The sequence below is a fragment of the Nocardia amamiensis NBRC 102102 genome, assembly GCF_001612745.1.
GTDB classification, from domain to species: domain Bacteria; phylum Actinomycetota; class Actinomycetes; order Mycobacteriales; family Mycobacteriaceae; genus Nocardia; species Nocardia amamiensis.
In genome coordinates this window covers 1-22,279 of the sequence record NZ_BDBA01000154.1, presented here as the reverse complement: position 1 = coordinate 22,279, position 22,279 = coordinate 1, and the positions used below count along the sequence as shown (strand labels likewise).

19 protein-coding genes and 2 pseudogenes are annotated in these 22,279 nt (G+C 66.6%); 7 read left to right on the top strand and 14 right to left on the bottom strand.

The features are described from left to right. Nucleotides 1-58 precede the first annotated feature (58 nt). Entirely contained in the window at nt 59-1,000 is a 942-nt protein-coding gene (locus tag NA4_RS26160) for a D-isomer specific 2-hydroxyacid dehydrogenase family protein (RefSeq protein WP_067475461.1), read from the bottom strand. 122 nt (nt 1,001-1,122) lie between these two features. Continuing rightward, nucleotides 1,123-2,097: a non-homologous end-joining DNA ligase gene (gene ligD / locus NA4_RS26155; protein WP_067475458.1), complete on the bottom strand. Its 975-nt coding sequence runs from the start codon at nt 2,095-2,097 to the stop codon at nt 1,123-1,125. Between the two features lie 334 nt (nt 2,098-2,431). Here ligD and NA4_RS26150 point away from each other — a divergent pair, with 334 nt between their 5' ends. Together NA4_RS26150 and NA4_RS26145 are read left to right on the top strand one after the other, a co-directional pair. After that, the gene (locus NA4_RS26150) at nt 2,432-2,671 is read left to right on the top strand and encodes a hypothetical protein (protein ID WP_067475453.1); all 240 of its coding nucleotides are present in this window, start codon (nt 2,432-2,434) and stop codon (nt 2,669-2,671) included. Between the two features lie 58 nt (nt 2,672-2,729). Continuing rightward, nucleotides 2,730-3,038, top strand: coding sequence for a hypothetical protein (locus tag NA4_RS26145; RefSeq protein WP_067475448.1), 309 nt, complete (start codon nt 2,730-2,732; stop codon nt 3,036-3,038). A 74-nt stretch (nt 3,039-3,112) separates the two neighbouring features. Here NA4_RS26145 and NA4_RS42235 read toward each other — a convergent pair whose 3' ends face one another. Further along, a complete protein-coding gene (locus NA4_RS42235; RefSeq protein WP_067475445.1) occupies nt 3,113-4,465 on the bottom strand; it encodes an NsdA family TPR-like regulatory protein in 1,353 nt (450 codons plus the stop codon). Between the two features lie 165 nt (nt 4,466-4,630). Here NA4_RS42235 and NA4_RS26135 point away from each other — a divergent pair, with 165 nt between their 5' ends. From NA4_RS26135 to NA4_RS26125, 3 genes are read left to right on the top strand one after another with little or no spacing between them, the layout of a single operon-like run. Further along, nucleotides 4,631-5,017, top strand: a complete 387-nt coding sequence (locus tag NA4_RS26135; RefSeq protein ID WP_067475441.1) for a hypothetical protein — start codon at nt 4,631-4,633, stop codon at nt 5,015-5,017. 36 nt (nt 5,018-5,053) lie between these two features. Further along, nucleotides 5,054-7,216, top strand: a complete 2,163-nt coding sequence (locus NA4_RS39485; protein ID WP_157129310.1) for a bifunctional SDR family oxidoreductase/aminotransferase class I/II-fold pyridoxal phosphate-dependent enzyme — start codon at nt 5,054-5,056, stop codon at nt 7,214-7,216. Nucleotides 7,217-7,228: 12 nt separating this feature from the next. Continuing rightward, nucleotides 7,229-7,648, top strand: coding sequence for an NUDIX hydrolase (locus NA4_RS26125; RefSeq protein ID WP_245671598.1), 420 nt, complete (start codon nt 7,229-7,231; stop codon nt 7,646-7,648). A gap of 314 nt (nt 7,649-7,962) precedes the next feature. Here NA4_RS26125 and NA4_RS26120 read toward each other — a convergent pair whose 3' ends face one another. The 5 genes from NA4_RS26120 to NA4_RS26100 form a co-directional block, all read right to left on the bottom strand. Then, nucleotides 7,963-10,086, bottom strand: coding sequence for a RecQ family ATP-dependent DNA helicase (locus tag NA4_RS26120; protein ID WP_067475501.1), 2,124 nt, complete (start codon nt 10,084-10,086; stop codon nt 7,963-7,965). Nucleotides 10,087-10,193: 107 nt separating this feature from the next. Next, nucleotides 10,194-11,306, bottom strand: a complete 1,113-nt coding sequence (locus NA4_RS39480; protein WP_084497451.1) for a M14 family metallopeptidase — start codon at nt 11,304-11,306, stop codon at nt 10,194-10,196. Nucleotides 11,307-11,312: 6 nt separating this feature from the next. After that, a complete protein-coding gene (locus NA4_RS40775; RefSeq protein ID WP_157129309.1) occupies nt 11,313-11,633 on the bottom strand; it encodes a hypothetical protein in 321 nt (106 codons plus the stop codon). A 77-nt stretch (nt 11,634-11,710) separates the two neighbouring features. Continuing rightward, nucleotides 11,711-11,962 (bottom strand): hypothetical protein, encoded by a 252-nt coding sequence (locus NA4_RS26105; RefSeq protein WP_067475429.1) that lies wholly within the window; start codon nt 11,960-11,962, stop codon nt 11,711-11,713. Between the two features lie 28 nt (nt 11,963-11,990). Beyond that, complete coding sequence (locus tag NA4_RS26100; RefSeq protein WP_084497449.1) at nt 11,991-12,425, bottom strand: SCP2 sterol-binding domain-containing protein; 435 nt, start codon at nt 12,423-12,425, stop codon at nt 11,991-11,993. Nucleotides 12,426-12,994: 569 nt separating this feature from the next. On the opposite strand from NA4_RS26100, the gene NA4_RS26090 reads away from it, so the two are divergent. After that, nucleotides 12,995-14,545 carry a S8 family serine peptidase gene (locus NA4_RS26090; protein WP_169811123.1) on the top strand — a complete coding sequence of 517 codons (1,551 nt, stop codon included), beginning with the start codon at nt 12,995-12,997 and terminating at the stop codon, nt 14,543-14,545. A gap of 173 nt (nt 14,546-14,718) precedes the next feature. Here the strand turns inward: NA4_RS26090 and NA4_RS26085 are convergent, their stop codons facing one another. The 6 genes and pseudogenes from NA4_RS26085 to NA4_RS26065 all read right to left on the bottom strand — a co-directional run bounded on the left by NA4_RS26085 (nt 14,719) and on the right by NA4_RS26065 (nt 21,617). Then, complete coding sequence (locus NA4_RS26085) at nt 14,719-15,648, bottom strand: alpha/beta fold hydrolase (RefSeq protein WP_067475414.1); 930 nt, start codon at nt 15,646-15,648, stop codon at nt 14,719-14,721. A 118-nt stretch (nt 15,649-15,766) separates the two neighbouring features. Beyond that, on the bottom strand, nt 15,767-16,366 hold the full coding sequence (locus NA4_RS40770; protein WP_444980046.1) for an RtcB family protein: 600 nt from the start codon (nt 16,364-16,366) through the stop codon (nt 15,767-15,769). Nucleotides 16,367-17,146: 780 nt separating this feature from the next. Next, nucleotides 17,147-18,016, bottom strand: a pseudogene (locus NA4_RS26080) (RtcB family protein); the annotation flags it as partial. Between the two features lie 91 nt (nt 18,017-18,107). Further along, complete coding sequence (locus NA4_RS26075; protein WP_067475411.1) at nt 18,108-19,187, bottom strand: amidohydrolase family protein; 1,080 nt, start codon at nt 19,185-19,187, stop codon at nt 18,108-18,110. Nucleotide 19,188: 1 nt separating this feature from the next. Then, nucleotides 19,189-20,556: a type I glutamate--ammonia ligase gene (locus tag NA4_RS26070; RefSeq protein WP_067475408.1), complete on the bottom strand. Its 1,368-nt coding sequence runs from the start codon at nt 20,554-20,556 to the stop codon at nt 19,189-19,191. Nucleotides 20,557-20,738: 182 nt separating this feature from the next. Then, nucleotides 20,739-21,617, bottom strand: coding sequence for a ribokinase (locus NA4_RS26065; protein ID WP_067475499.1), 879 nt, complete (start codon nt 21,615-21,617; stop codon nt 20,739-20,741). Between the two features lie 527 nt (nt 21,618-22,144). On the opposite strand from NA4_RS26065, the pseudogene proA reads away from it, so the two are divergent. Continuing rightward, nucleotides 22,145-22,279, top strand: a pseudogene (proA, locus tag NA4_RS40765) (glutamate-5-semialdehyde dehydrogenase); the annotation flags it as partial.

Sequence of the window (22,279 nt, the reverse complement as noted above, 5' to 3'; positions counted from 1 at the left end):
AGGTGACTCCTGGTTCCGGCCTCGGCGTGGGTGCCTGCGACCCCTGGCCCGTTCCTGCTCAGTACCCGCGATCGCGATCGATCGGCGCCAGCAGCGGGCGTCCGGTGGCGAAGCGCTGGACATTGGCGCCGACGTGATCGGCGAATGCCGCCAACCGCAGCTGCGGCGGATTCGAATCATGTGGCGTGACAATGGAATTCGGCAGCACCCAGAGCGGATGGCCGTCCGGCAGCGGTTCGGGATCGGTGACGTCCAGCCCGGCGCCGCCGATCGCGCCCGAGGCCAGCGCGGCAACCAGCGCGTCGGTGTCGATCAGGCTGCCGCGGGCGACGTTGACGATCCAGGACGACGGCTTGAGCCGGGCGAGTTCGTCCGCGCCGAGCAGATGCCTGGTGGCGGGCGTGGCAGGCGCGGCGATGACCACGTGATCGGTACGCGGCCAGATCCGGCCGATATGGTCGGCGGAAATCGTCTCGACGGTGTCCGGAATGCCGGGGCCGGTGACCGGATGACCGCTGCGGTTCACCGCGATGATGTGCGCGCCGAGCGGGATCAGCATCGGAATCAGCGCCCGCCCGATGCCGCCCGCACCGACGATGGTCACCGTCTTGCCGCGCAGCGTACCGACGTGCGGGAAGAAGTCCTGTTGACGCCAGCCCGCCGCGCGCAGGTGCTCCGGCAGGTAGCGGACACCGGCGAGCAGCAGCATGAGCGCGTGCTCGGCCACGCTGGCCGCGAAAGCGCCTGCGGCGGAAGTGAATCGGATGTCCGGATGCTTGGCGAAGATGCCGGCGGTGAACCAGTCCTCGATACCGGCGGCCGACAGCTGCACCCATTCCAGGGATGCGGGCAACTCGTCCGGGAACTCACCAGGTCCGCCCACCCAGATCAGTCCGCGCGCCTCGTCGAACTCGGAGATCGCGGCGCCCGCCTCCAGTACCGCCTTCTCCACCAGCGTGGGAGGAGGGTCGGTCGGCCCGATGGCGATCGGTACGCTCATGAATAGACCTCCTTCAGTCCAGTACGACGTGGTCGCGCGGGGACGAACGGCGGTCGGGCTCGCCGTTGCCGACCGTAGCACCGCCGCGTGACGGCGGAGTGGGGTGTCCGTCCAACACGGCGCTAGTTCTCGTCTCGATCCGTTTGCTCGTCCAACTCCGCGTCCACCTTGTCCCGGTCCGCCCACTCGAGCAGCCGATCCAGGTGGAACACCGCGTCGTCGATGCCCGCGTGCAGGTCGCCGAGCTCGGCGAAGCGGGCGGGGACGGTGGAGATGGTGAAGTCGCGCGGATTGATGTCGGGAATCTCTTCCCAGCGCACCGGGGTGGAGACCGTGGCGGCGGGGTTGCCGCGCACCGAGTAGGCGGCGGCGATCGTGTGGTCGCGCGCGTTCTGGTTGTAGTCGACGAAAAGCATTGCCGGGTCGCGGTCGCGACGCCACCACGTGGTGGTCACGTCATCCGGTGCGCGGCGTTCCACCTCGTGGGCGAAGGCGAGCGCCGCGCGCCGCACCTCTTGGAATCCCCAGTTCGGTGCGATCCGGACGTACACGTGCAGTCCCTTGCCGCCGGAGGTCTTCGGCCAGCCGACGGCGCCGAGCTCGTCGAGTAGTTCCTGCACGACACCCGCCACGCGCTGCACCCGCGGCCACGGGCAGTGCGGCATCGGGTCGAGGTCGATGCGCCACTCGTCGGGACGCTCGGTGTCGGCGGCACGGGAGTTCCACGGATGGAACTCGACGGTCGACATCTGCACCGCCCAAATGACATCTTCGAGCTTCTCGACGCAGAGTTCGTCGGCATGCCTGCCGTAGCGCGGGAAGTACACGCGCACAGTCGGAATCCAGTCCGGCGCGCCCGCGGGCAACCGCTTCTGATGCACCTTGTCACCGGCCAGTCCCTTCGGAAACCGGTGCAGCATGCACGGCCGGTCGCGCAGCGCGTTGACGATGCCGTCCCCGACGCTGAGGTAGTACCGCACCAAGTCGAGCTTGGTCGTGCCGGATTCCGGGAAGTAGACCCGGTCCGGGTTGGAGATGCGAATCGTGTGGTCGCCGACCTCGAGTTCGATTGCCGACGCAGCGGATTTGCGGGCCACATGTCGACCTTAACGGGCGCGGCCGGATGTAGTCCGGTGCACCGCACGCGCCGGGCCGAGCCAGGTGGCAGGCAGACCCGTATCGCGCGCCGCCGAACGGACGGGGCGGAAGTCGGCAACTTCGATTCCAGCCCGCAGAGCTAGCGGCTTTGTGGCCCTGCGCGGGCGGACACAGAGACGACGCATAAGGGTGCAGCCGGGACGGAAGTCCGTCCGAACAACGAGCGGGCCGAGGCGTGGCAGTTCGTGCGGCCGGATTGAAGGCGCCGCCGCCGTATGAACCAATGCGGCGAACCGGGCATGGTTGTTGCGCCGTTCTGGTATGCATACGGGTATGAGCAAGGCGACGCGCGTGACCGTCACGTTGGATCCTCAGGTGGCGGAATGGGTCAGGGAGGCCGCCGATCGCCAGAACCGCAGCTTGTCCTCGGTGATCAATGCCGCGGTGCGCACCACGATCGTGCACGACAGTCTGACCGCGCTGATCATCGACGAGGAGGCCGAGCTGGCCGCCGCGTACGACGACGTGACGCTCACCAAGGCCGCCGAAGACGACGCCAGCGGCGCGGCATGAGCGCCCGGCCCAGTTCGCGTCACCAGGCAGGGCCCGCTCACGCCGAAGGCGACAGAGCATGAGACGCGGTGAAATCTGGCGTTATGCCCCGACACTCAGCGACGGCACGCCGTTCCCACGGCGCATGACGGTCGTGCTGGTGTCCGATTCGGCGGTGATCACCTCGCGCTACCCCTGGCTGCACGTCATCCCCTTGCGCGACGCCGACCCGTGCCACGTGCTGGCCACCAAGACCGACCACGGCTGGGCCGACACCCTCGAACTCCACCGCGCCTACCGGCCCTGGCTCAGCGAATACCTCGGCGTGCTGACACCGTCCGAGACGGAATCCCTCGATGCGCGGCTACGGGCGACCTTGAGTCTCTGAGTGTGCGCAGTGCGACCGCATTTCCCGCAGCCACCCTGTGCGTCAGCAAGACCGCAGGTGGGCCCGCCGGCTGGTCAGGCGAGACCGTGGGCGGTGAGTTTGGTGTCGAGTTCGCGCAGGCTGGCCGAGCCGGGTGCGGTGTGGCTGATGGTGTCGCGGGCAGCGCGGACTTCGCTGGTGAGGCGGGCGGAGCCGTGGGTGAGGGCGGTGTCGGCGGTGCGGGCGATGATGCGCGCGGCTTCGTCGGCTTCGCCGATCAGGCACAGTGCTGTGCCCAGGCCCACATCGGCGAATCCGCGTGAGAGTGCGAAGGCCGGGTCGATGAGTTCCACGCATCGGTTGGCGGCGGTGACAGCGTGGTTGCCGACGCCGAGCTTGATCAGGCATTCGGCCGCGAATCCCGCGTTCAGGGCGGGGTCGTACACGTAGGTGGGCAGGTGTGTGTATGCCGCCCTCTCGATGATTTCGCGGGCCTCGTCCAGCGCTGTGCGGCATTCGTGGGCCTGGCGGAGTTCGGCGTGCGCCTCGGCGGCCATATCGCGGGCATAAGCGAGCAGGTATCGGTCGTCGCTGCGGTCGGCCCAGTAGGCGGCGGCCATGGCGTGGTCGACGCCGACCCCGGGCCGCCCGCCACGGGTCGCAGCGAGGGACATGTTGCACAGCACCAGCGCCGTCAACGATGGGTTGGCGGCTTCGTGTGCGGCGTTGCGGGCCAGCTCGTAGTGGTGGCCCGCCATGCGCAGATCGCCCGCGTCATACGACTGCCAGCCCAAAGACCGCGCCAGCGATGCCCGCACCGACAGCAGCCGCGGCCGAAGGGGGGAAGGGCAGTCAGGCAGCAGCGCGTCCACCAAGTCTGCTTGGCCTTGGCGGACAGCGAGCACGGCTTTCGGGCCGAACGCCTCGTACTGGCGGCCAACAGCATCAAGCACGGTTTCGATCTGGTCGATGGCGGCGGCGTCGAGCTTCACCGGCAGCCCGCGGGCCACGTGCCCGCCGGTGCCGCGTTCGAGCCCTGCCAGCAGCGCAGCGGCCGGGAGTGTTCCCGCGACGGCGAGAAATTCGAGCATTTCGCGTCGGTTCATGTCCAACCACGCCTTCAAATCGGTGTCGAGCATGGAGTTTAGGTCGACAACCGGCAGGACGGAGCGGATGGCGGACATACCGGCCCCGAGTGTCCTGCTCTGTTGCCGTGTGCCGGTGTAGGCGTCGTAGGCAGCCACCAGCGCACCGTCAGCGCGCACCGCCTCGTCGGCGACTTCCCAGAACTTACGGCCTGGGAGCTGCCTTCCGGCTTCGGCGTGCGAAATGTAGGTCCGGGACACTACGCACCGATGTGCCACCGCCTCTTGGGTGAGCCCGGCCGAGGTTCGCAGCCGTGCCAGCACGGCACCCAATGCCCGTCTGTCATCGTCCGGACCGCTCATCAGCCCCACCCCTCGAGCCGCGAATGCGAGTGTTTTCGTCACGGTAGCTCACCGGCGGCCGGTGGGTGAGGGGTTGTGAGAACTCAGGTGATCACCTCGCTCACATCGTGACTCACCCGGTGTCCTGAAGGCCATGACACCCAAGCGAGGCGAGGTGAACCGCTGATGCAGCCCTGGCAGGCGATAGTCCTGATCTCCGTCGGCGTGCTCGTTACGGGCCTTGTCACCGTCGGTGCGCTCACGCACTTCTGTTCAGCGCGGCCAACCGGCCGCAGTGTCACCGAAATCAAGCAGCGGATCGAGGACGAGCCACCTGAGCCGCCGAAACATGGTGCGGCGACTGGGGTTTGGCCGATCAGCTGGACACACGAAGCACCCGGCACGCCATTCAGCGTCGATGAGGCGCACGTCGTGATGCAACAGCACCGGCTCTGCGGCGCCGATATCTGCGCGCGTAAGAAGTCCGCGTTCCGCGTGCTCATCGCCGCCGGTCACGCGGTGCCGGATCCCCGCGCCGAGAAGTACCTCGCCGACACCGATGGCGAGGACTGAGTCCACCGAAAACCACTGGTGAAAGGAAACATCGAGATGCAGAACATCCTGGTCACAGGCGCAGGCGGCTACCTTGGCTCGGTCCTGGTACCCGAACTGCTCAAACGCGGCCACACCGTGACCGCAGTGGATGCGTTCTACTTCGGGGACGTGCTCGCCGATCACGCCGACCATCCCGACCTGAGGATTCACCGCAGCGATGTACGCCACCTCCGACCGGACCTGCTCGACGGAGTTGACGCGGTGATCGCGGTTGCCGCGATAAGCAACGACCCAGCGGGAGAGCTGAACCCGCGATGGACAACGGCAGTGAACGAAAAGGCTGCGGTCCGGCTGGCCGAATTCGCCCGCGACGCGGGGGCACGCCGGTTCCTGCACGCCTCGACCTGCGGAATCTACGGTGCCAGCGACCAACTGCTGGACGAAACCAGCGAGATCGCGCCCCTGTCGGAGTACGCGAGGTCGAAAGCCGCTGCTGAGCAAGCCATCCGCCGCGCCGAAACTGCGGGTTTCCGGACATTGTCGCTGCGCCTGGGAACGCTGTTCGGTGTCTCCCCGCGGATGCGGTTCGATCTGGCCGTGCACACCATGACCTACCACGCCCTGACCAAGGGCAAAATCAGTGTGGACGGCGATGGCACCCAGTGGCGGCCATTCCTGCACGTCCGTGACGCGGTGCGTGCATTCATCACCTGCCTGCAGTTGCCCGACGACGACATCGCACACCCGGCCTACAACGTGGTCGGGGAGAACCTGCGGGTGCGGGATCTCGCCGAGCTGGTCAGCAGGGAATTCGACGGTATCCCCGTCCAATTGCGCGGTGGCACACCCGATGCGCGCAGCTACCAGGTCAACGGTGAGCTGTTCACAACCGACACCGGATTCACCCGGAGCTACACCGTGGCCGATGCCATCACGGAGGTCCGCCGCTACCTCGAAGCACCCGGACGGCTAGCCGAAGCCGGGCATTCCCGGTTCTCTACCGCGGCCACCCTGAAGCAGCTGCTGATCACCCCTGCGATCTCCGGCGGCGACCCTGTGCGGCAGCAGGCGTTGCCGTTCGCGCTGCCTCAGCTCGGCGACGCTGAAGAGGCCGAAGTGCTCGACACCCTGCGCTCGGGTTGGCTGACCACCGGACCGAAGTCGAAGAAGTTCGAGCAGATGTGCGCCGACTACCTCGGCGTGGCACACGCCATCGCCACAAATTCCTGCACCGGAGCCCTGCACATCGGGCTCGCCGCCGCCGGGATCAGCCCCGGCGACGAGGTGATCACCACGCCCATCACTTGGCCCGCGACCGCCAACGTCATCGTCCACCTCGGCGCGACACCGGTATTCACTGACATCGAACCTGACACCCTCAACATCGATCCCAATGCGGTTCGCGCCGCGATCACCCCGAAGACCAAGGTGATTCTGCCGGTGCACATGGCCGGACAGCCCTGCGACATGGACGCGCTCCGCGAGATCGCTGACGAATACGGCCTGGTGATACTCGAGGATGCCGCGCACGCCATCGGCGCCGAGTACAAAGGCCACATGATCGGGCAACTCTCAACCGCGACGGCGTTCTCGTTCTACGCCACCAAGAACCTCGTCTGCGGGGAAGGTGGGCTGCTGGTCACCGATGATGAGCAGATCGCCGACCGCGCCCGTTCGTTGAGTATGCACGGCATCAGCCGCGACGCCTGGAAACGGCACTCGATCACCGGCTCACCACACTGGCAGCTCCACGAACCGGGCTACAAATACAACATGCCCGATATCGCGGCATCGCTTGGACTGCACCAGCTTCCACGCCTGGATCGCTTCATTGCCACCCGCGCCCGCTACGCCGGAATCTACGACGAGCACTTCGCCGATCTGGCTGCGGTCACCCCGCTGGCACGGCGGCCCAAGGTGCGCCACGCCCACCACCTGTATGTGATCCTGCTGGACCTAGACCGGCTCACCGTGACCCGCGACGAGTTCATCGCCGCGCTGAAAGCCGAGGGCATCAGCACCGGCATCCACTTCAACTCCCTGCACCTTCAGCCGTACTATCAGCGGACCTACCGCATCGACCCCGATGCGCTCCCGGTCGCCCGCAACATTTCGAACCGCATCATCTCGCTGCCGCTGTATCCGAAGATGACCGACACCGATGCCCACGACGTAGCCGCCGCAGTCACCAAACTCGCAACGGCCTACCAACGCTGAAAGGCACCGACCTTGACACGTGAAGGCACCCAGATCATCCTGCTCAACGACCGCCGCGAAGTACTCATGTACCTGCGCGACGATTTCGCCCACATCCCCTTCCCGAACAAGTGGGCACTACTGGGCGGGATGCTCGAAGAAGGTGAGGAGCCCAAACAGTGCATCCTCCGCGAGATCGAAGAAGAAATCGGCGTCGAACTCAACCCCGACCAAGTCGAACACTTCGTCACCCACGAACGTGACTTCGGCATCGAGCACACCTTCTTTGCCCACACCGACATCGAAATCGAGGAGGTGGAACTCACCGAAGGTCAGCGACTTGGCTGGTTCACCGAACATGAAGCAGCCACAACCGAACTCGCCTATGCCGACAACGCCGTGCTCGCCGAATTCTTCGTAGGCTTGCCCGACTCCGCGGCGGCCGAACGGTGACACCGAACGCCCGCAGGCCCACCCCCTTACGGGCTGGGCCTGCGGCATTTCTCCGCGATGTGCGCACTTTGCGCGACGCTCTACGGGAAGCCGCTCAGATTTCTGCGAGATCACGGGTCTGTCCAGAATATGGGACAGAGCGGAAGAAACTACCGGTGAGGCTCGCCGCGCTCACGGCGTAAGCCATGATCAGCACATGTCAGCAGCCCACCGGTAATCCGGCTGGTCACCTTCGCCGCGATGCCGGGGGCTGCGCTGCGAGAACCCATGTCGCGGTCACACATGACCGGCCGATGTCCCGCGACACGCCTCCGCTACGTCAGCGTGGCCAGCGCGAACGGCAGGACCGCGTCGGCTCCTGCCGAGCGCAGTGCGTGGGCGGCGACGGTGAATGTCCAGCCGGTGTCGGTGATGGCGTCCACGAGCAGGATCGGGTCCGATATCGCGGTGAGGTCGGGGACTTCCCACGAGTCGAACAGTCCTGCGACGCGATGGGCGGAGTTCGCGGCGGAGACCGGCGGCCGGTCCGGGCGGGTGCGCAGGGTGCCGAGGTCTCGCAGGCGGCCCACCTCGGCGAGCCGCGCGGCGAGGCTCGCGGTGAGCACCGGATGACGTCCGGATTCCAGCGCGAGTACCGACGTGGGGCGGGTTGCCCAATCCCATTCGCGCAGAACGGCGATGCAGGCGTCGAAGACCGCGTCGGGAACGGGGGCGTCCGGGCCGTCGAGCAGTGTTCGCAGGCGCTGCCCCCAGCCGAGGTCGGTCAGCCTGCCGAGTACGCGACCGGTCTCGGCGCCACCGGAGATCTTGCCGGACAGAGAGATTCCGAGTTTTGCCATGCCGGTGGGCCACTGTTTGCGCGGCGCGAGATCTATGCCGGGACGGTCGAGACGAGCCCTGGTCGCCGCGACGGCATCAGCGGCGACGGTGCGATCGGGCCGGGTGCCGGTGCAGTTGTCGCAGCGGCCGCAGCCGGGTGCGGCCGCGGAGTCGGCGGGCAGTCCGGGGTCGTCGAGCTGGCGGCGGAGGAAGTCCATCCGGCAGTCCGAGGTCGACTGGTAGTCGATCATGGCTTGCTGTTCGGCCTCGCGCGCGACGGACAAGCGCTCGTAGCGTTCGGTGTCGTAAGTCCAGGGCTGACCGGTGGCGATCCAGCCGCCGCGGACCCGGCGCACCGCGCCGTCCACGTCGAGTACCTTCAGCACCATCTCCAACCGGGAGCGGTTCAGCTCGACCAGCGGCTCCAACGCCGCGGTGGACAGCGCCCGGTCGGGGTCCAGGGCGTCGAGCACCGCCCGCACGATGTGCTCGCGCGGAAACGCGACCGAGGCGAAGTAACTCCAGATCCGCGTGTCCTCGGGGCCGGGGAGCAGGACCACCTCCGCGCGATCGGTGCCACGCCCGGCGCGTCCCACCTGCTGGTAGTAGGCGATGGGCGAGGAGGGCGCGCCGACGTGCACCACGAATCCGAGGTCGGGTTTGTCGAATCCCATGCCCAGCGCGGAGGTGGCGATGAGCGCCTTCACCTCGTTGTTCAGCAACGCGGCCTCCAGCGCCTCGCGTTCGGCGGAGTCGGTTTGGCCGGTGTAGGCGGCAACGTTGTGGCCGTGCGAGTTCAATACGTCGGCCAGATCGTGCGCGGCGGCGACGGTGAGGCTGTAGACGATGCCGGAGCCGGGCAGCCGGTGCAGGTGACCGCTGAGCCAAGCGGTGCGTTCCACGGCGTCGTCGAAACGGACCACCGACAGGTGCAGCGACTCGCGATCCAGCGTGCCGCGCAGCACCAGGGTGTCGGTGCCGATCTGGGTGGCGACGTCGGTGACCACCCGGTCGTTGGCGGTCGCGGTGGTCGCGAGTACCGGCACATCGGCACCGAGATCGGCGATCAGGGTCCGGATTCGGCGGTAATCCGGGCGGAAGTCATGGCCCCAGTCCGAGACGCAGTGCGCTTCATCGATCACCACCAGCCCCGCGTCGGCCGCGAGCGCGGGCAGCACCTGGTCCCGGAAATCCGGGTTGTTCAGCCGCTCCGGGCTGACCAGCAGCACATCGACCGCGCCGGCGGCGACTTGCGCGTGGATCTCGTCCCATTCGGTCACATTGCCCGAGTTGATGGTGGCGGCGACCACCCCGGCGCGCTGCGCGGCAGCCACCTGGTTGCGCATCAGCGCCAGCAGCGGCGACACGATGACCGTCGGCCCGCGACCGCCCCCGCGCAGCAGTTTCGCGGCGATGAAGTACACCGCCGATTTGCCCCAGCCGGTGCGCTGCACCACCAGCGCCCTGCGCCCCCGCACCACCAGCGCCTCGATGGCGGTCCACTGATCCTCGCGCAGCCGCGCATCGGGCCCGGCCAATTCGCGCAGCAGCTGCTCGGCATGCGCGCGCAGGTCCGGGCCACTGAGGTCGATCGAAGAGACATCGGTCGCCGTGGTCATGCGCACCATCGTGCCCGAGGCCACCGACACACGACGCCGTGCCCCAGCCGACAGCACCCCAGTGGCGAGAGGTTCGGCGGCGATGCCGTGGTCCGGTGCATGCTGAGTTAGCTCATGTGTAGGTGAAGGACGGATTCCAGCCAAGTTGCCGTAGCGTGATCGGCAGCTTGAAGGCAGAAAGCGATCAGTCCAGCGGAGACCTCTCGGATGACATCTTCGGCCTCGGTCCACATCGGCTGAAAACTGTGGCCGCATTCGACTGTGAACGCGTAGACCCGAGGCTTGGCGGTGTCGGCGAAATTGCGGCTGTAGGCGTAGTCATCGCTGGCGCCTGACGTGGGGTACAGGCCGAATCCCTGGGCGACACCGTAGTTGTCGCCCCGAACCGCCGCGATGGCCTTGTCCATTTGGACGGACGACAAGGTGATGATGTCGAGATCGACCAAAGGAATGTACTCGCCGTATGCGGTGTCGTTTCCGCGGCCGCGTACATGATCGAACGCGTTGTTGCGGAAGCTCTGAGACGGATGCGCCGTCTGATTGTCGTCGCTACCCCAACTATGTAGGATGACGGGTACGGCACTGTGTACATCCACGTGCCAGCGGATTTGGGGATCGGCGTCCAGCAGCCAGGCAACATTCCGCGTCTCGGGTTCCGACTCCGGAACAGGCCCACGATATACCGCCGCATTGCACGGATCGGCGGACGTGTTGACTCCCGAGTCTGCGGCAAATTTAGTCAGGTGGTCCCACAGGAAGTCAAAGTTGCGGTTGATATCCACGCCTATGCATCCGCCACCTGTTGGGTGTGGCCTGCGATTCTTCCGCCATTGCGAATCAACTGTTTGGCTGAAGTGGCGTCCGTCCGGGTTCACGCAGGGGTAGACGAGTATTTTCACACCCTCGAGCACGTGGCGAATCTCGTTTGCTGTGAAACTCTTGCCGCCGTATCCGAGCCCTGTTCCGAGGTCGAATGCTTCGAGGAGGTCCGCCGCCAGAGAAATCAGGGCGTCGGGTGGAACCCACTCACGCGCGTGTACACCGCCGAGCATCAGCACGCCGTCGCACTCGGCGTTCAGTGTCGTACCCAGCATGAGGACGTGGCTGGAACGTCCTTCATGTGTGGCGTGTGGAGCTGTGATCAGCTTCGTGGTCGATGGGTATGCGGCGGCCAAATTCTGCAGCGCAGATTCTATTTCATCGACGTTGAGATATGCCACATCAGTTCACTCCTTGCGTCCGAGGCCGCGAGGAACATTTCCGCTGGTCGCATATCGGTTGCCCTGTCCGACATCTTCCTGCCGACGCAACCCGACTTCGGTCGAATTCTCCACGACGCGCAAAACTATAGCGTGGGCGGTACGGGCGGCTCGGGCAACTTCGAGCTGCACCTCAGGCATATAGGCATCTGCGACAAATTGGCCCTCGCGCTTCCGCGCAACTGCTCGACAGCCGAGATCCGGCTGGATCTCGTCGGTAAAGGCCTTCAGGGCGGCCAAGGTATCGGCCACGATCTCGACATGAAAGATTGTCGGTTGTTCGACCATCTGAAGTATCTCTCGCAACGGGGTCCTCGGCCGACTTGCCGGATGGAAATCAATCTGCCCGACACGTCGGCCGCGGGCTAACCTCCTAGCTGGACGGAGGTGACGTTCGCGTTATCGTCGGGATGGAAGACGGTCACAGGTCGCCCCGTGGCGAATGCTTCTCGCAACAACGTCACCCACATACTGTGCGTGACGCGCTCGGAAGCCGTGGGCAACGAGTTCATCCAGAGTATGAAGGCCTCCTGTGTACCCGCTGCATCCTTGATCGTCGTAAAGCCGGCGCCTTCTTGGGCTTGGACACAGATCACTGTGCCGGATTTTTCCGCCATGCTGCTGACCTTCCGATTATCGCTGGATCTACTGCTTGCTGCGCCGGAGCGCCCGGACCAGTTGCCGGGCCACGCGGATGTCGCCAATGACGCGCATGTCCCCTTTGCCGAAAGCCTCTAACGGCGAGAGTGCACCCTCCGTCAGCCCTCGCCACGTTTCCTCGGTCGCGAGCACCTCGAGGTCGGGCTCCTGGATCCGCTCTTCACTGACCGTGCACGTCTTGCCCGCCGAATCCAACGTCCACGAGCGGACGCTTCCGTTCCCGTCGGATGGAACCACGCCGAAATGCACTGTGGTTCGGATGCCCGCACCGGCGACGAGTTTGCCGAACCGCTCGGCCGTCTGGCCGAGCTCCGCGCCTCGTGACGCGGTCACCGCCGGAAGCGGCGACACAAAATCGACAAGGGCCGGGTTGCTGCGAAACTGCTCCAACGAATTTGAGAGATTGCCATTGTCATCCATTATTGCACCCCTTAGTGCGGCCCAGGGCCGGCAGATTTATCTGGTCTGGCCAGGAGCCCTGCACTTCTATTTCAGATGGATTTCTCTCGCCCGTTGCTGTGTTGCTGGGTCGAACCCCGACGAGCGGTGGCCCACGGAGATATCGCCCTGACACGGCGGACTGGGCGGAAATGTGAAGAGGCTGTCCTCCATTGTCGCCACTGGTGTTGCTCCTGGGGAGTGGCCTATATAGCTAGTAGACACCCGCCATCCCCGGTCTGTCCAGAAGTTCCGCACACCTTGTTCCGAATTGTTTCGCTCACGGAGGGGTGGCCGCGTCGTTCCGGCCCGCCCGAGCAACAGGCCTGTCGGAGATGTCGCCCTGATGGGACGGAACTGCCGTACCTAAAATGTGAAGATACTATCTTCCATTGTTCCCCGCAGTGCACAGTTATCCAGGAATATTCCCGGGCCCGTGCATGCTGCGCAGCACCACGCCCGGTCTACTGAGCAGCACTCTATTGCGGATCCATGCGGCGACGGAAATAATAGAGCCATTGATATTTGCCCTGCACGGAGAGGAGCGAGCTGTGATCCGGAACTACTTCTCGCGAGGCAGGCAAAAGTCGGTCGAAGTCCTGGATGACGTCGTAGCTGTCCGGATCGTAGCCGATGCACGCGGCAACCTGCCAGACCAGGCTCGGTTCGGGACAGGGGCGCGGGTGGACATGGACGACGACGTACTGCAGGCATTTCACAATGCGAACTGGCTGTTCATTCAGCCTACTACCGATGTATCGCGTTCCTTGGACCGAGGCGATCCCCTGCCGGACGCCTCTGACGTCGGTGTCGTGGTCAGGCGGCCGAACGGTAGATTCGGAATTGCGACGAAGCGTCTCAGTGTTCGCATCAAGGACGAATTCGCTGAAGACCGAGCCGAAGCCATCTTGAGAGATGTCGGGCTTCGTGTTCGGGGCCGGCTTCGTTTCGCCTCGAATCTGTTCGAGGCGGATGCCGGGACACAGGAAGACTCTCTGGCCGCCTCGGTACGCCTGCACGACGATCCACGGTTCCTTTTTGCCGAACCCGCGTTCATAGAGCACATACCGCCTCGCTTGACGCCCACGGATCCTCGGTACAGTGACCAATGGCAATGGTCTAATACCGGACAGAATGGTGGGCTCGCCGGCGCCGACGTCAGCGCGGAAGAAGCCTGGGACAACACACGTGGTGCAGGTATCCGCATCGCTGTGATCGACAATGGTTTCAACGCCAACCATGCGGATCTGGCTGCCGGTGTCGTGGGGGAATCCGGCTTCTACACCGCATCCGGGAGCGATCCCGCGACATTCACCCAGGGCACCGTCGGGATGCCGAGTACGAATCATGGCACGTTCTGCGCAGGCCTGGCGGGTGCACGACAGAACAACGGCGCCGGCGGCTGCGGCGCCGCGCCCGAATGCGAACTGATGCTCGTCGCGTGCTTGAATGACCAAGTAGACACACAGATTACGTTGGCGCGTGCGGTATCCTATGCCGCCGACCCATCCATGGAAGTCCCGGGAGCAGACCCTGATACCGGAGCTGACGTTCTGGTCTCGAGTCTCGGGCCGAACGGGGCCGATTGGGATCTGACCGACACGTTGGATCTGGCGCTCCAATTCGCGGGTGGCAGCGGCCGGTCCGGCCGGGGACTGACGATATTCTGGGCCGCCAGCAACGGTAATGACGTTGACGTCATGCAGGACGAAGTCGTCTCCCATCCGGATGTGATCGCCGTTGTCCGATCGACTCGAAATGATCTCGAGGATAATGCGGCCCGCGGCCCCGCCGTCGAATTGATCGCTCCAGGTGTCGACGTACTGAGTACGCGATCAAACGGCGGTTACGGATTCTCCACCGGTACGAGCTTCGCCGCGCCGTGTGCTGCTGGATGCGCTGCCCTGGCTTTGTCGTTGAACCTTGGTCTGATGCGCGATGAACTGCAACAGATCATGCGTGATTCGGCAGACAAGATCGGCGGCGTCGCATACGACGAAGATGGGCACAATGACGATTACGGGTTCGGCCGCGTCAACGGGAACGAGGCAGTCCACATCGCCTACGCACTCGGGTCCGTACTCCATCTGTCGATGAGTTAGCACCGTAGCTACCGGATCTTTCGCCCTGTTGATGTGGCGGTTTGATCGGCTTCGGATTAGTTGTTTGCGACCGGGTTCAGTCGCTGGGCTTTGGCCCGGTCAGTGGGCGGCCGGGCTCCACAGGTCCGTCGCTGCGTGCGCCTCGCCGGGACCAGCGAGGGCGATGACCGCGCTCAATCGGGTCGCGGGGTAGCCGCCAGCTCGACCAGTTGAGCCCGGACCAGGTCCGGCCGTTCCTCGGCGATGAAGTGGCCGCAGTTCTCGACCAGTTCCAGGCGGTAGTCGTCGGCTCGCGCGGTTCGTTCGGCGGCGAGCGCGGGATGGATCGCGGCGTCCTCGACACCGAACAGGGTCCGGATCGGTACGGTTGCGCGGCGTTGCTCGCCGCGCCCGGCCGCGTGCGGAACTTCGCGCAGTAGGAAAGTGCGATATGTGTCGGTCGCGGCGCGGGCGCAGACCGGGTCGAGGAAGCGGTCGGCATACGCGTGGATGACCTCGGGTCCGAACTCCTCGCGGTTGCGTACGGCACCGGCGAAGATGAGCTGTTCCAGGAATCGAGTGCGTTGGTGCAGGTAGGTGCCGAACGCGGCGATCGGTGGTTGGTAGAGCAGGAACCGCCACGCGTGTGGGAGGAAACCGCGCGGCGTCTGCCACGGGTGGGCGATATTCAGCGCCAGGAGCGCGTCGAATCGTTCCGGCGCCCGCAGGACGAGCAGGTGACCTACGTAGCCGCCCCAGTCGTGCCCGACCAGTAGGGCGCGGTCGAGGCCGAGCACGTCCAGCAGCGCCAGCAGGTCGGAGGCGACGTCCTCCTTGGCCCACCGGTGTGGCGGGGGACCGGACCAGCCGTACCCGGGCAGGTCCGGCGCGATGATCCGCAGTCCGTCCGGTGGATCGGCGAGCAGGTGGCGGTACGCGTAATGGTGCTGTGGCCAACCGTGCAGCGCGAGCACGGGACGTCCGTCCGCAGGACCCGCCTCGGTGACGTGGAAGCGGACGTCGCGCGCGGTGACGAACGAGCGGCGTACACCGGCGATCTCCGGCGGACCCGCTGCCGAGTCCGATTCCGGGGCAGGTGAGAAGAACGAGGGCCGCCAGGGCATATCCGATGGTATCGAGAAGAGCGGCACGGAATCCAGACCGATCGGTACGGTCTGCGGCGGTGAACGCGGGAATCCGCGCCGGGCGAACGTGATCGCCCGGCGCGAAGCTACGCGGCCGTCATCCCTTGACGCACAGCACCTGGTGCAGCGTCGCGACGACGTCGACCAGGTCGCGCTGCGCCGCGATGACCTCGTCGATGTCCTTGTACGCGGCGGGGATCTCGTCCACCACGCCCGCGTCCTTGCGCGACTCGACGCCCTCGGTCTGGGCGATGAGATCGGCTACGGTGAACTGCTTCTTGGCCGCGTTGCGGCTCATCCGCCGTCCCGCGCCATGCGAGGCCGATTGGAACGAAGCCGGATTTCCCTTGCCGCGCACCACATACGAGCGGGTACCCATCGAGCCGGGAATCAGCGCGAGATCGCCTTCGCCCGCGCGCACGGCGCCCTTACGGGTCACCAGCATCGGCACACCGTCGATGATCTCCTCCGCCACATAGTTGTGGTGGCAGTTTCCGGTAAGGATGTTGCCCTCGAGGGCGAAGGAGTGGGTGACCTCCACGACAGCGCAGAATACCTCTGCCACATCCGCAGTGGGCCTCACCGAACGAACTGTCCATCCGCGTCGCTCGACAGCCCGGCTGTTAGCAGCCCACCGCGAGCGGTGCTGTGCATGCACAAAGAACTCGGGAGTCAGGTCACTGCGTGAGACGCCCATCACGAACATGTCGGACTCGGACCGGCCGAACCCTTCGCGTGTCTTTCTCCGAATCGGGAGGGTCCAGATGCCGAGTACGTCGCACGCAGTCTTGAAGAATTCGAGATCCTCGCGATTGGCAGACCAGATGGCCGGGCGGCCGGTCTTACCGACCTCTCCGTCTGCCGCGAAGTAGCCCGCGAGCCAGCCGTACAGATCGGAAGCGGATCCGTCGAGTGCCGGGTACTCGCGCTTCCACTCGCGCGGAAGTCCGCCGAGCCGCTTGTACGCCTGTACGTTGTGGCCCTGCTCCCGAAGTTGCGCAACCTCGTTCAACTTCACGTAGGTCTTCCGCGCTGTGTCGCCCGAGTACAGGTAGTAATAGGTCCGTAGGCGCTCGAGGCTGTCGAAGTAGGGCAGTAGTGCCATGTCCTTCCACCCATAGAAGATGGCACAAGCCAGCGCGTCACCAGAGATGGTGCCGTCGCCGAACACGAAGCCGCGAGCAATTCCTTCCCGAGACGGTTGGAGGTCATCCGGGCGCTTCGGGAAAACGTAGGCAAGGCGGTCTCCGGCACGGAGGCCCGAAGTGATTGCCTCGGTACGGTTATGTGCCACCTTTGGTCGAAGAAGCCAGCGGTGCTCGGCCGTCGCGCGAATCGTGCGCTCTTGTCCGTAGCGGCCAATGACTACTTCCCATAGTGGCTGATGCCCGAAGGACGCGACGGGCGCCTTCACCCACTTGCCGCCCTCCGTGAGCAAGGTGTGCATGCCACCTGCGAGTTCCGAAATCGGGCGGCAACCCTGGTCCGTCACTACCGAGGTCTCTCCGGCGAAGCATGAGATGGGCTGCTCGAAACGCACTCCGCGCCCGGCGAATTCGGCGCTGACCGCGCGGCAGACCAGGGCGAGCATGACCGCTCGGTTACGCGCGGCGTACTCCTGCGCCCAGGTGAGGTCGCGCCGGTAGGCCTCCATCTCCGGTGTGCCGGAGACGAAGACCGCCAGATCGCGGTCGGGCAGGTCGACGTTGTGCGGCAGCGTTCGCGCGATCGTCATGTGCCGCTCGGCGAGTTCCTTGCCGATGTTGCGGCTGCCGGAGTGCAGCAGGATCCATACCCGGTCGTCCTGGTCCAGGCAGACCTCGATGAAGTGGTTGCCGCCGCCGAGCGTGCCCATCTGCTTGTGCGCCTTGGACTCTCGCGCCTGCACGTGCCGGTCGAGAGCGTCGAAACAACCCCAGAAGCGGTCCCAGCCCGCGCGCAGCGTCGCGGTGCTCACGCCGAGTCCGGCGACCTGGCTGCCGAGCCTGGTGATGTCGACCGGGTCGTGGTGGGCCTGGAACCCCACCGGCACCGCCGCCTCGATCCGCGAGCGCAGCGAGTGCAGGTTGTCTGGCAGGTCGGCCGCGGTGAGGTCGGTGCGCACGCTCTCCATGCCGCAGCCGATGTCCACCCCGACCGCGGCGGGTGACACCGCATCCTTCATCGCGATCACCGAGCCGACCGTGGCGCCCTTGCCGAGGTGCACGTCCGGCATCACGCGGACGCCGTGGACCCATTTCAGCGCGGCGATATTGCGCAGCTGCTGGAGCGCGGCCTGCTCGACCTCGTGCTCGTTGGCCCACATCAGCGTCTGCGCCTTGGTGCCGCGCAGCTCGACGGGAAACATGGTCTCGATCCTCTCGTTGGTTCTCACCATCAACGGTAGGGACCGAGAGCGCCGGATGCACCCGATTATCGACCGACCGGACGGTCCGATTTCAGTCGGTGACCCGGTGCAGCGGCGCGCGGTAGACGCGCTCGGCATTCCCGTGCGCGATGGCCGTGACCAGGGCTTCCGCATCGGCGGTGGTGATCGCGTCGGCGGCGATCCACTCGTCCATCAGCGTGCCGAGTCCGCGCCGCCAGAGCAGGGCGCCCAGGTAGTGCAGTTCCGGCAGCCCGTAGCCGTCCGAGGAGTAGCACAGCGCCCGGAACGGGGCGAGTTCCAATGTCTCCGCGAGGACCGCCGCGGCGCGGTGTCCCACGTACGGGATGGTGAGGCCCAGATCCAGGTGGACGTGGTCGAAGAGGTGAGCGAGGTAGGCGGCATGGCGATGGAACGGCCAGCAGTGCAGCAGCATCACCGAGAGCCCTTTGCCCGCGGTCCGGCGCAGGAAGCCGGTGAGCAGCAGCGGGTCGCTGTGCCGGAGGTGGAGGTCGGGGTCGCCGAATCCGGTGTGGAATTGCAAGGGCAGGCCGAGCTCGGCCCCGATTCGCGCGCCGAGCCCGACCAGCCAGCCGAGCACATGCGGATCGGTGAGCCGGTGTTCGGGCTCGAAACTGGTCGGCGGGTGATCCTGCGGCGGGAAATCCAAGCCGCACCGGTAAGCGACGATCGTCTTGAATCCGGCGGCGGTGGTGGCACGCGCGCGCAGCTCGGCTTCGATCCGGTCGTAGACGCCCGATACCGCGCCGACCTCCGCGATGACCTGTTCGGCGACTTCTTCCAGGCGCACGACCTCGTGCACGTCTCCGTCCACCATGCCGGCGAAATCCGCTGTGCCACCGCCGAATCCGGTGTCCAAAAACCATCGGGTCACGCCCGACGCGCGCAGCAGCCGCCCGGCGGCCTCCCGTGCTCCGAGCTGGGCGCGATGGCGGAGATAGACATCGGCGCCGACGTGCGCGGGCAGGTCGAGCGCGGGCGCGCACCAGCGGCGCACCGCGAGCCCGATCGCGGAATCGAAACTGCCCCGCGCGCCTTCGCCGAGCAAGCGCTCGAAACCGGGACGATCCAGCGCGCCGATGTCGATGCCGTGACAGTGGTGGTCGGTCAGCGGCACGTCGTCGGTGAGCACGTCAGAACCGCCAACGTGTCGTGGTGACGATTTCTTCGGCGCTCGCGCCGACGTATCGCTCGGCTTCCGCGCGACGCACGGTGAGCAGCGCGTCGTGCAGCTCGGCGCCCATCGCGGTGGCGAGCACCCGGGATGCGGCGAGGTGGTCGGCGGCTTCGGCCGCTGTGGTCGGCAGTCGCCGCACCTGCGACTTCTTGCGGGCTTCGGCATCGAAAGTCACCGGGTCCCCGGTGATTTCGGCAGGCAAACGCAACTGTTCGGCGATGCCGGCCAGTCCGGCCGCGATCACCGAGCCGACGATCAGGTACGGATTGCCGGTCGCGTCGAAGCACTTGATCTCGGCGTTGGCTGCCCACCCTTCGGTGCCGCGTATCCCGGTGATGAAGCGCAGCGCCGCTTCTCTGGTCTCGCGACCCCAGCACTGCCACACCCCGGCCCAGCGTGAGGGCTCCAGTCGCAGGAAGCTCGCCGGATTGCCCGCGCCGACCGCGACCAGCGCGGGCAATTCACGCAGCACGCCCGCCAAGAACGCCTCGCCGGTGCGCCGCATACCGTGCGGACCGTCACCGCCCGCGAACAGGGGTCCCTCGTCGTCGTGCACGGACAGATGCAGGTGCGCTCCGGAGCCGGCGCCACCCGGTTCGATGCACGGGGCCAGCAGCGCGCGCCAGCCGTGCCGCGCGCTCACCTGACGGATCGTGTGCCGGACCAGGACGGCCTCGTCCGCGGCGGTGACCGGTTCGGACGGCTCCACCGACAATTCCAGTTGGCCGGGAGCGTATTCCGGGTGGAACTGGGCCACCGCGACACCCTGCCGGTCCAGCGCCGCGACCAGTTCGGCGGCGTACTCGGCGACCTGCCCGAGCCGCACGATGCCGTAGGCGGGGCCGTGCACCGCCGGTGTGAACCCGTCCGTGTCATCGTCCCGGCCTACGGACCATTCGGTCTCGAATGCCATGGATAACCCCAGCCCCGCCGCACGGGCAGTCTCCGCCTGGCGGGCCGCGAAGTGGCGCTGGCAGGCGACGAAGCGGGTGCCGTCCTGGGTGTACTTGTCGGCGGGCGCCCACGCCCAGCCGGGCTGGCAGGCCAGTTCGGTCAGCTTGGACAGATCCGGGACGAGCCGCAGATCCCCGTCGGGACCGCCGAGATAGCGCCCGACCGTCATCAGATCGTCGAAGGTGAAGGTCTCGAAGCACGGGGACACGCCGACCCCATACCAGGACGCGAGGTCGAGCCGCTGTTCGGGCACCGCTTTCACCCGCGTGATGCCCGCGTTGTCGACGAAGCTCAGCGCGATCATGGACGCGCCCAGCTGGTCGATCAGCGCGGTATCGCCGTCGGCGGGGATGCGATCCGGCGTGGCCATGCGTACAACGATATCGGTTCAGGCCCACCAAGAGCCGAGGCGCGCGATGGTACTCGGAGCAGGTCCATGGGGAGCCGGGGTGGTGCGCCCGTACTCGGCGATCACGCGGTGCGCCGTCGACGGTGCTGTGGCTCCGGCGGGCTGGTCTTGTTTGGGGTTCAGTGGGAGCCGGGGACGCGTCCCTATTCCGCGACCAGTGCGGCGGTGATCTCTTCCCGGGTCGGCAGCGAGCTGCTCGCTCCCAGCGTGGTCGTCGCCAGCGCACCGGCGGCGCAGGCCCAGGTCAGCGCCCATTCCGGGCCGCGATGCCAGGCGGCGGCCAGCGCGCCGGTGAACGCGTCGCCTGCCCCGGTGGTGTCGACGACCTCCACCCGCGGGCTTGGGCGCGACAGCTGCGCATCGCCCGGCCCGCGATAGTCCGCGCCTGCCGCCCCACGCGTGACCACCACGTGCGGAACCTGCTCGAGGTTGTCGCGTAGCTGCTCGGCTTCACCCGAATTCACCACGGCCACATCCACATCGGCCCACAGATCGGCGGGCAGGTGGCGGACCGGCGAAGGATTCAGCAGGACGGTCGTGGCGTGCGCGCGGGCGTGGCGCGCGGCGGCGGCCACCGTGTCGATAGGAATCTCCAACTGGCACAAGAGGATATCGGCGGCCGCGATGGCCGTGAGGTCGCCCTCGGTGAGCTCGGTCATCCGCGCATTGGCGCCGCCGACGACGATGATGCTGTTCTCGCCGCCTTTGTCGACCACAATCGTGGCGATGCCGCTCGGTCCGGCGACCGTCCGCAGCCCGTCGACGGCCACGCCGGAGTCCGTAAGCGTTCTGCGCAGTTCGGCGGCGAACACGTCCTCGCCGACCGCGCCGAGGAATCGCACCGCCGCACCGGCTCGCCGCGCCGCGATGGCCTGATTGGCCCCTTTCCCGCCCGGCACCATAGCGAAGCTCGCGCCCAGCACCGTCTCCCCGGGAGCGGGCCGCCGCGCGGTCGTGGTCACCAGATCCATGTTGACGCTGCCGAGCACCACGATCGCGGGAGCGTCCGATTCGGCGGTCATGTCGCGGACGGTAGTCGCCGAACCCGCCCTGTGCACATAGCCGCGCGCCACACCGCCTGCATTCTCGCCCCACGCCGCCGCGCATCGAGGCGCCGCCCCGAATGGTGGGAGGAGCTGCGGGACGCTACGGATCGCGGACGACCGCACGGCGGAGGAGGCGATCCTGAGTCGCGCGCCGGCGGCTCTGTCCATGACCGCGGCGTTCGGCTGTCCTGCACGTGTGGGTTGCCGGCCGGCTTCCTCGGATCGCGCCGGCTTGCACCCCTCGGCGGAGCGGGCGATCCTAAGTCGCGTCGTCGGCGGCTCGTTGTCCACGACCGGGGTTTTCGACTGTCCGGCATGTGCGGGTTGGCGGCCGGTTTTCTCGGATCGTGTTGCCTTGCACCCATCAACTGGCGCCGCGTTCACCAACGCGCACGCATCCCACAGCGATCGGTGGCGGCGTTGTCGCGGCAGTCGACGCCGACCGGATGCCGACTCGGCCGGTAGGTGGAATCGGCAGTGCCGCCGGTACGTAGGCTGTACCCATGACGGGAACGACGACCCAGCCGGATGTCCGCGAGGTGGTGCACGAGGCCGCGCGCAAGGCCCGAGTCGCGTCGCGGACGCTGGCGCGGCTGACGACCGCGCGGAAGAACGAGGCGCTGCACGCCGCCGCCGAC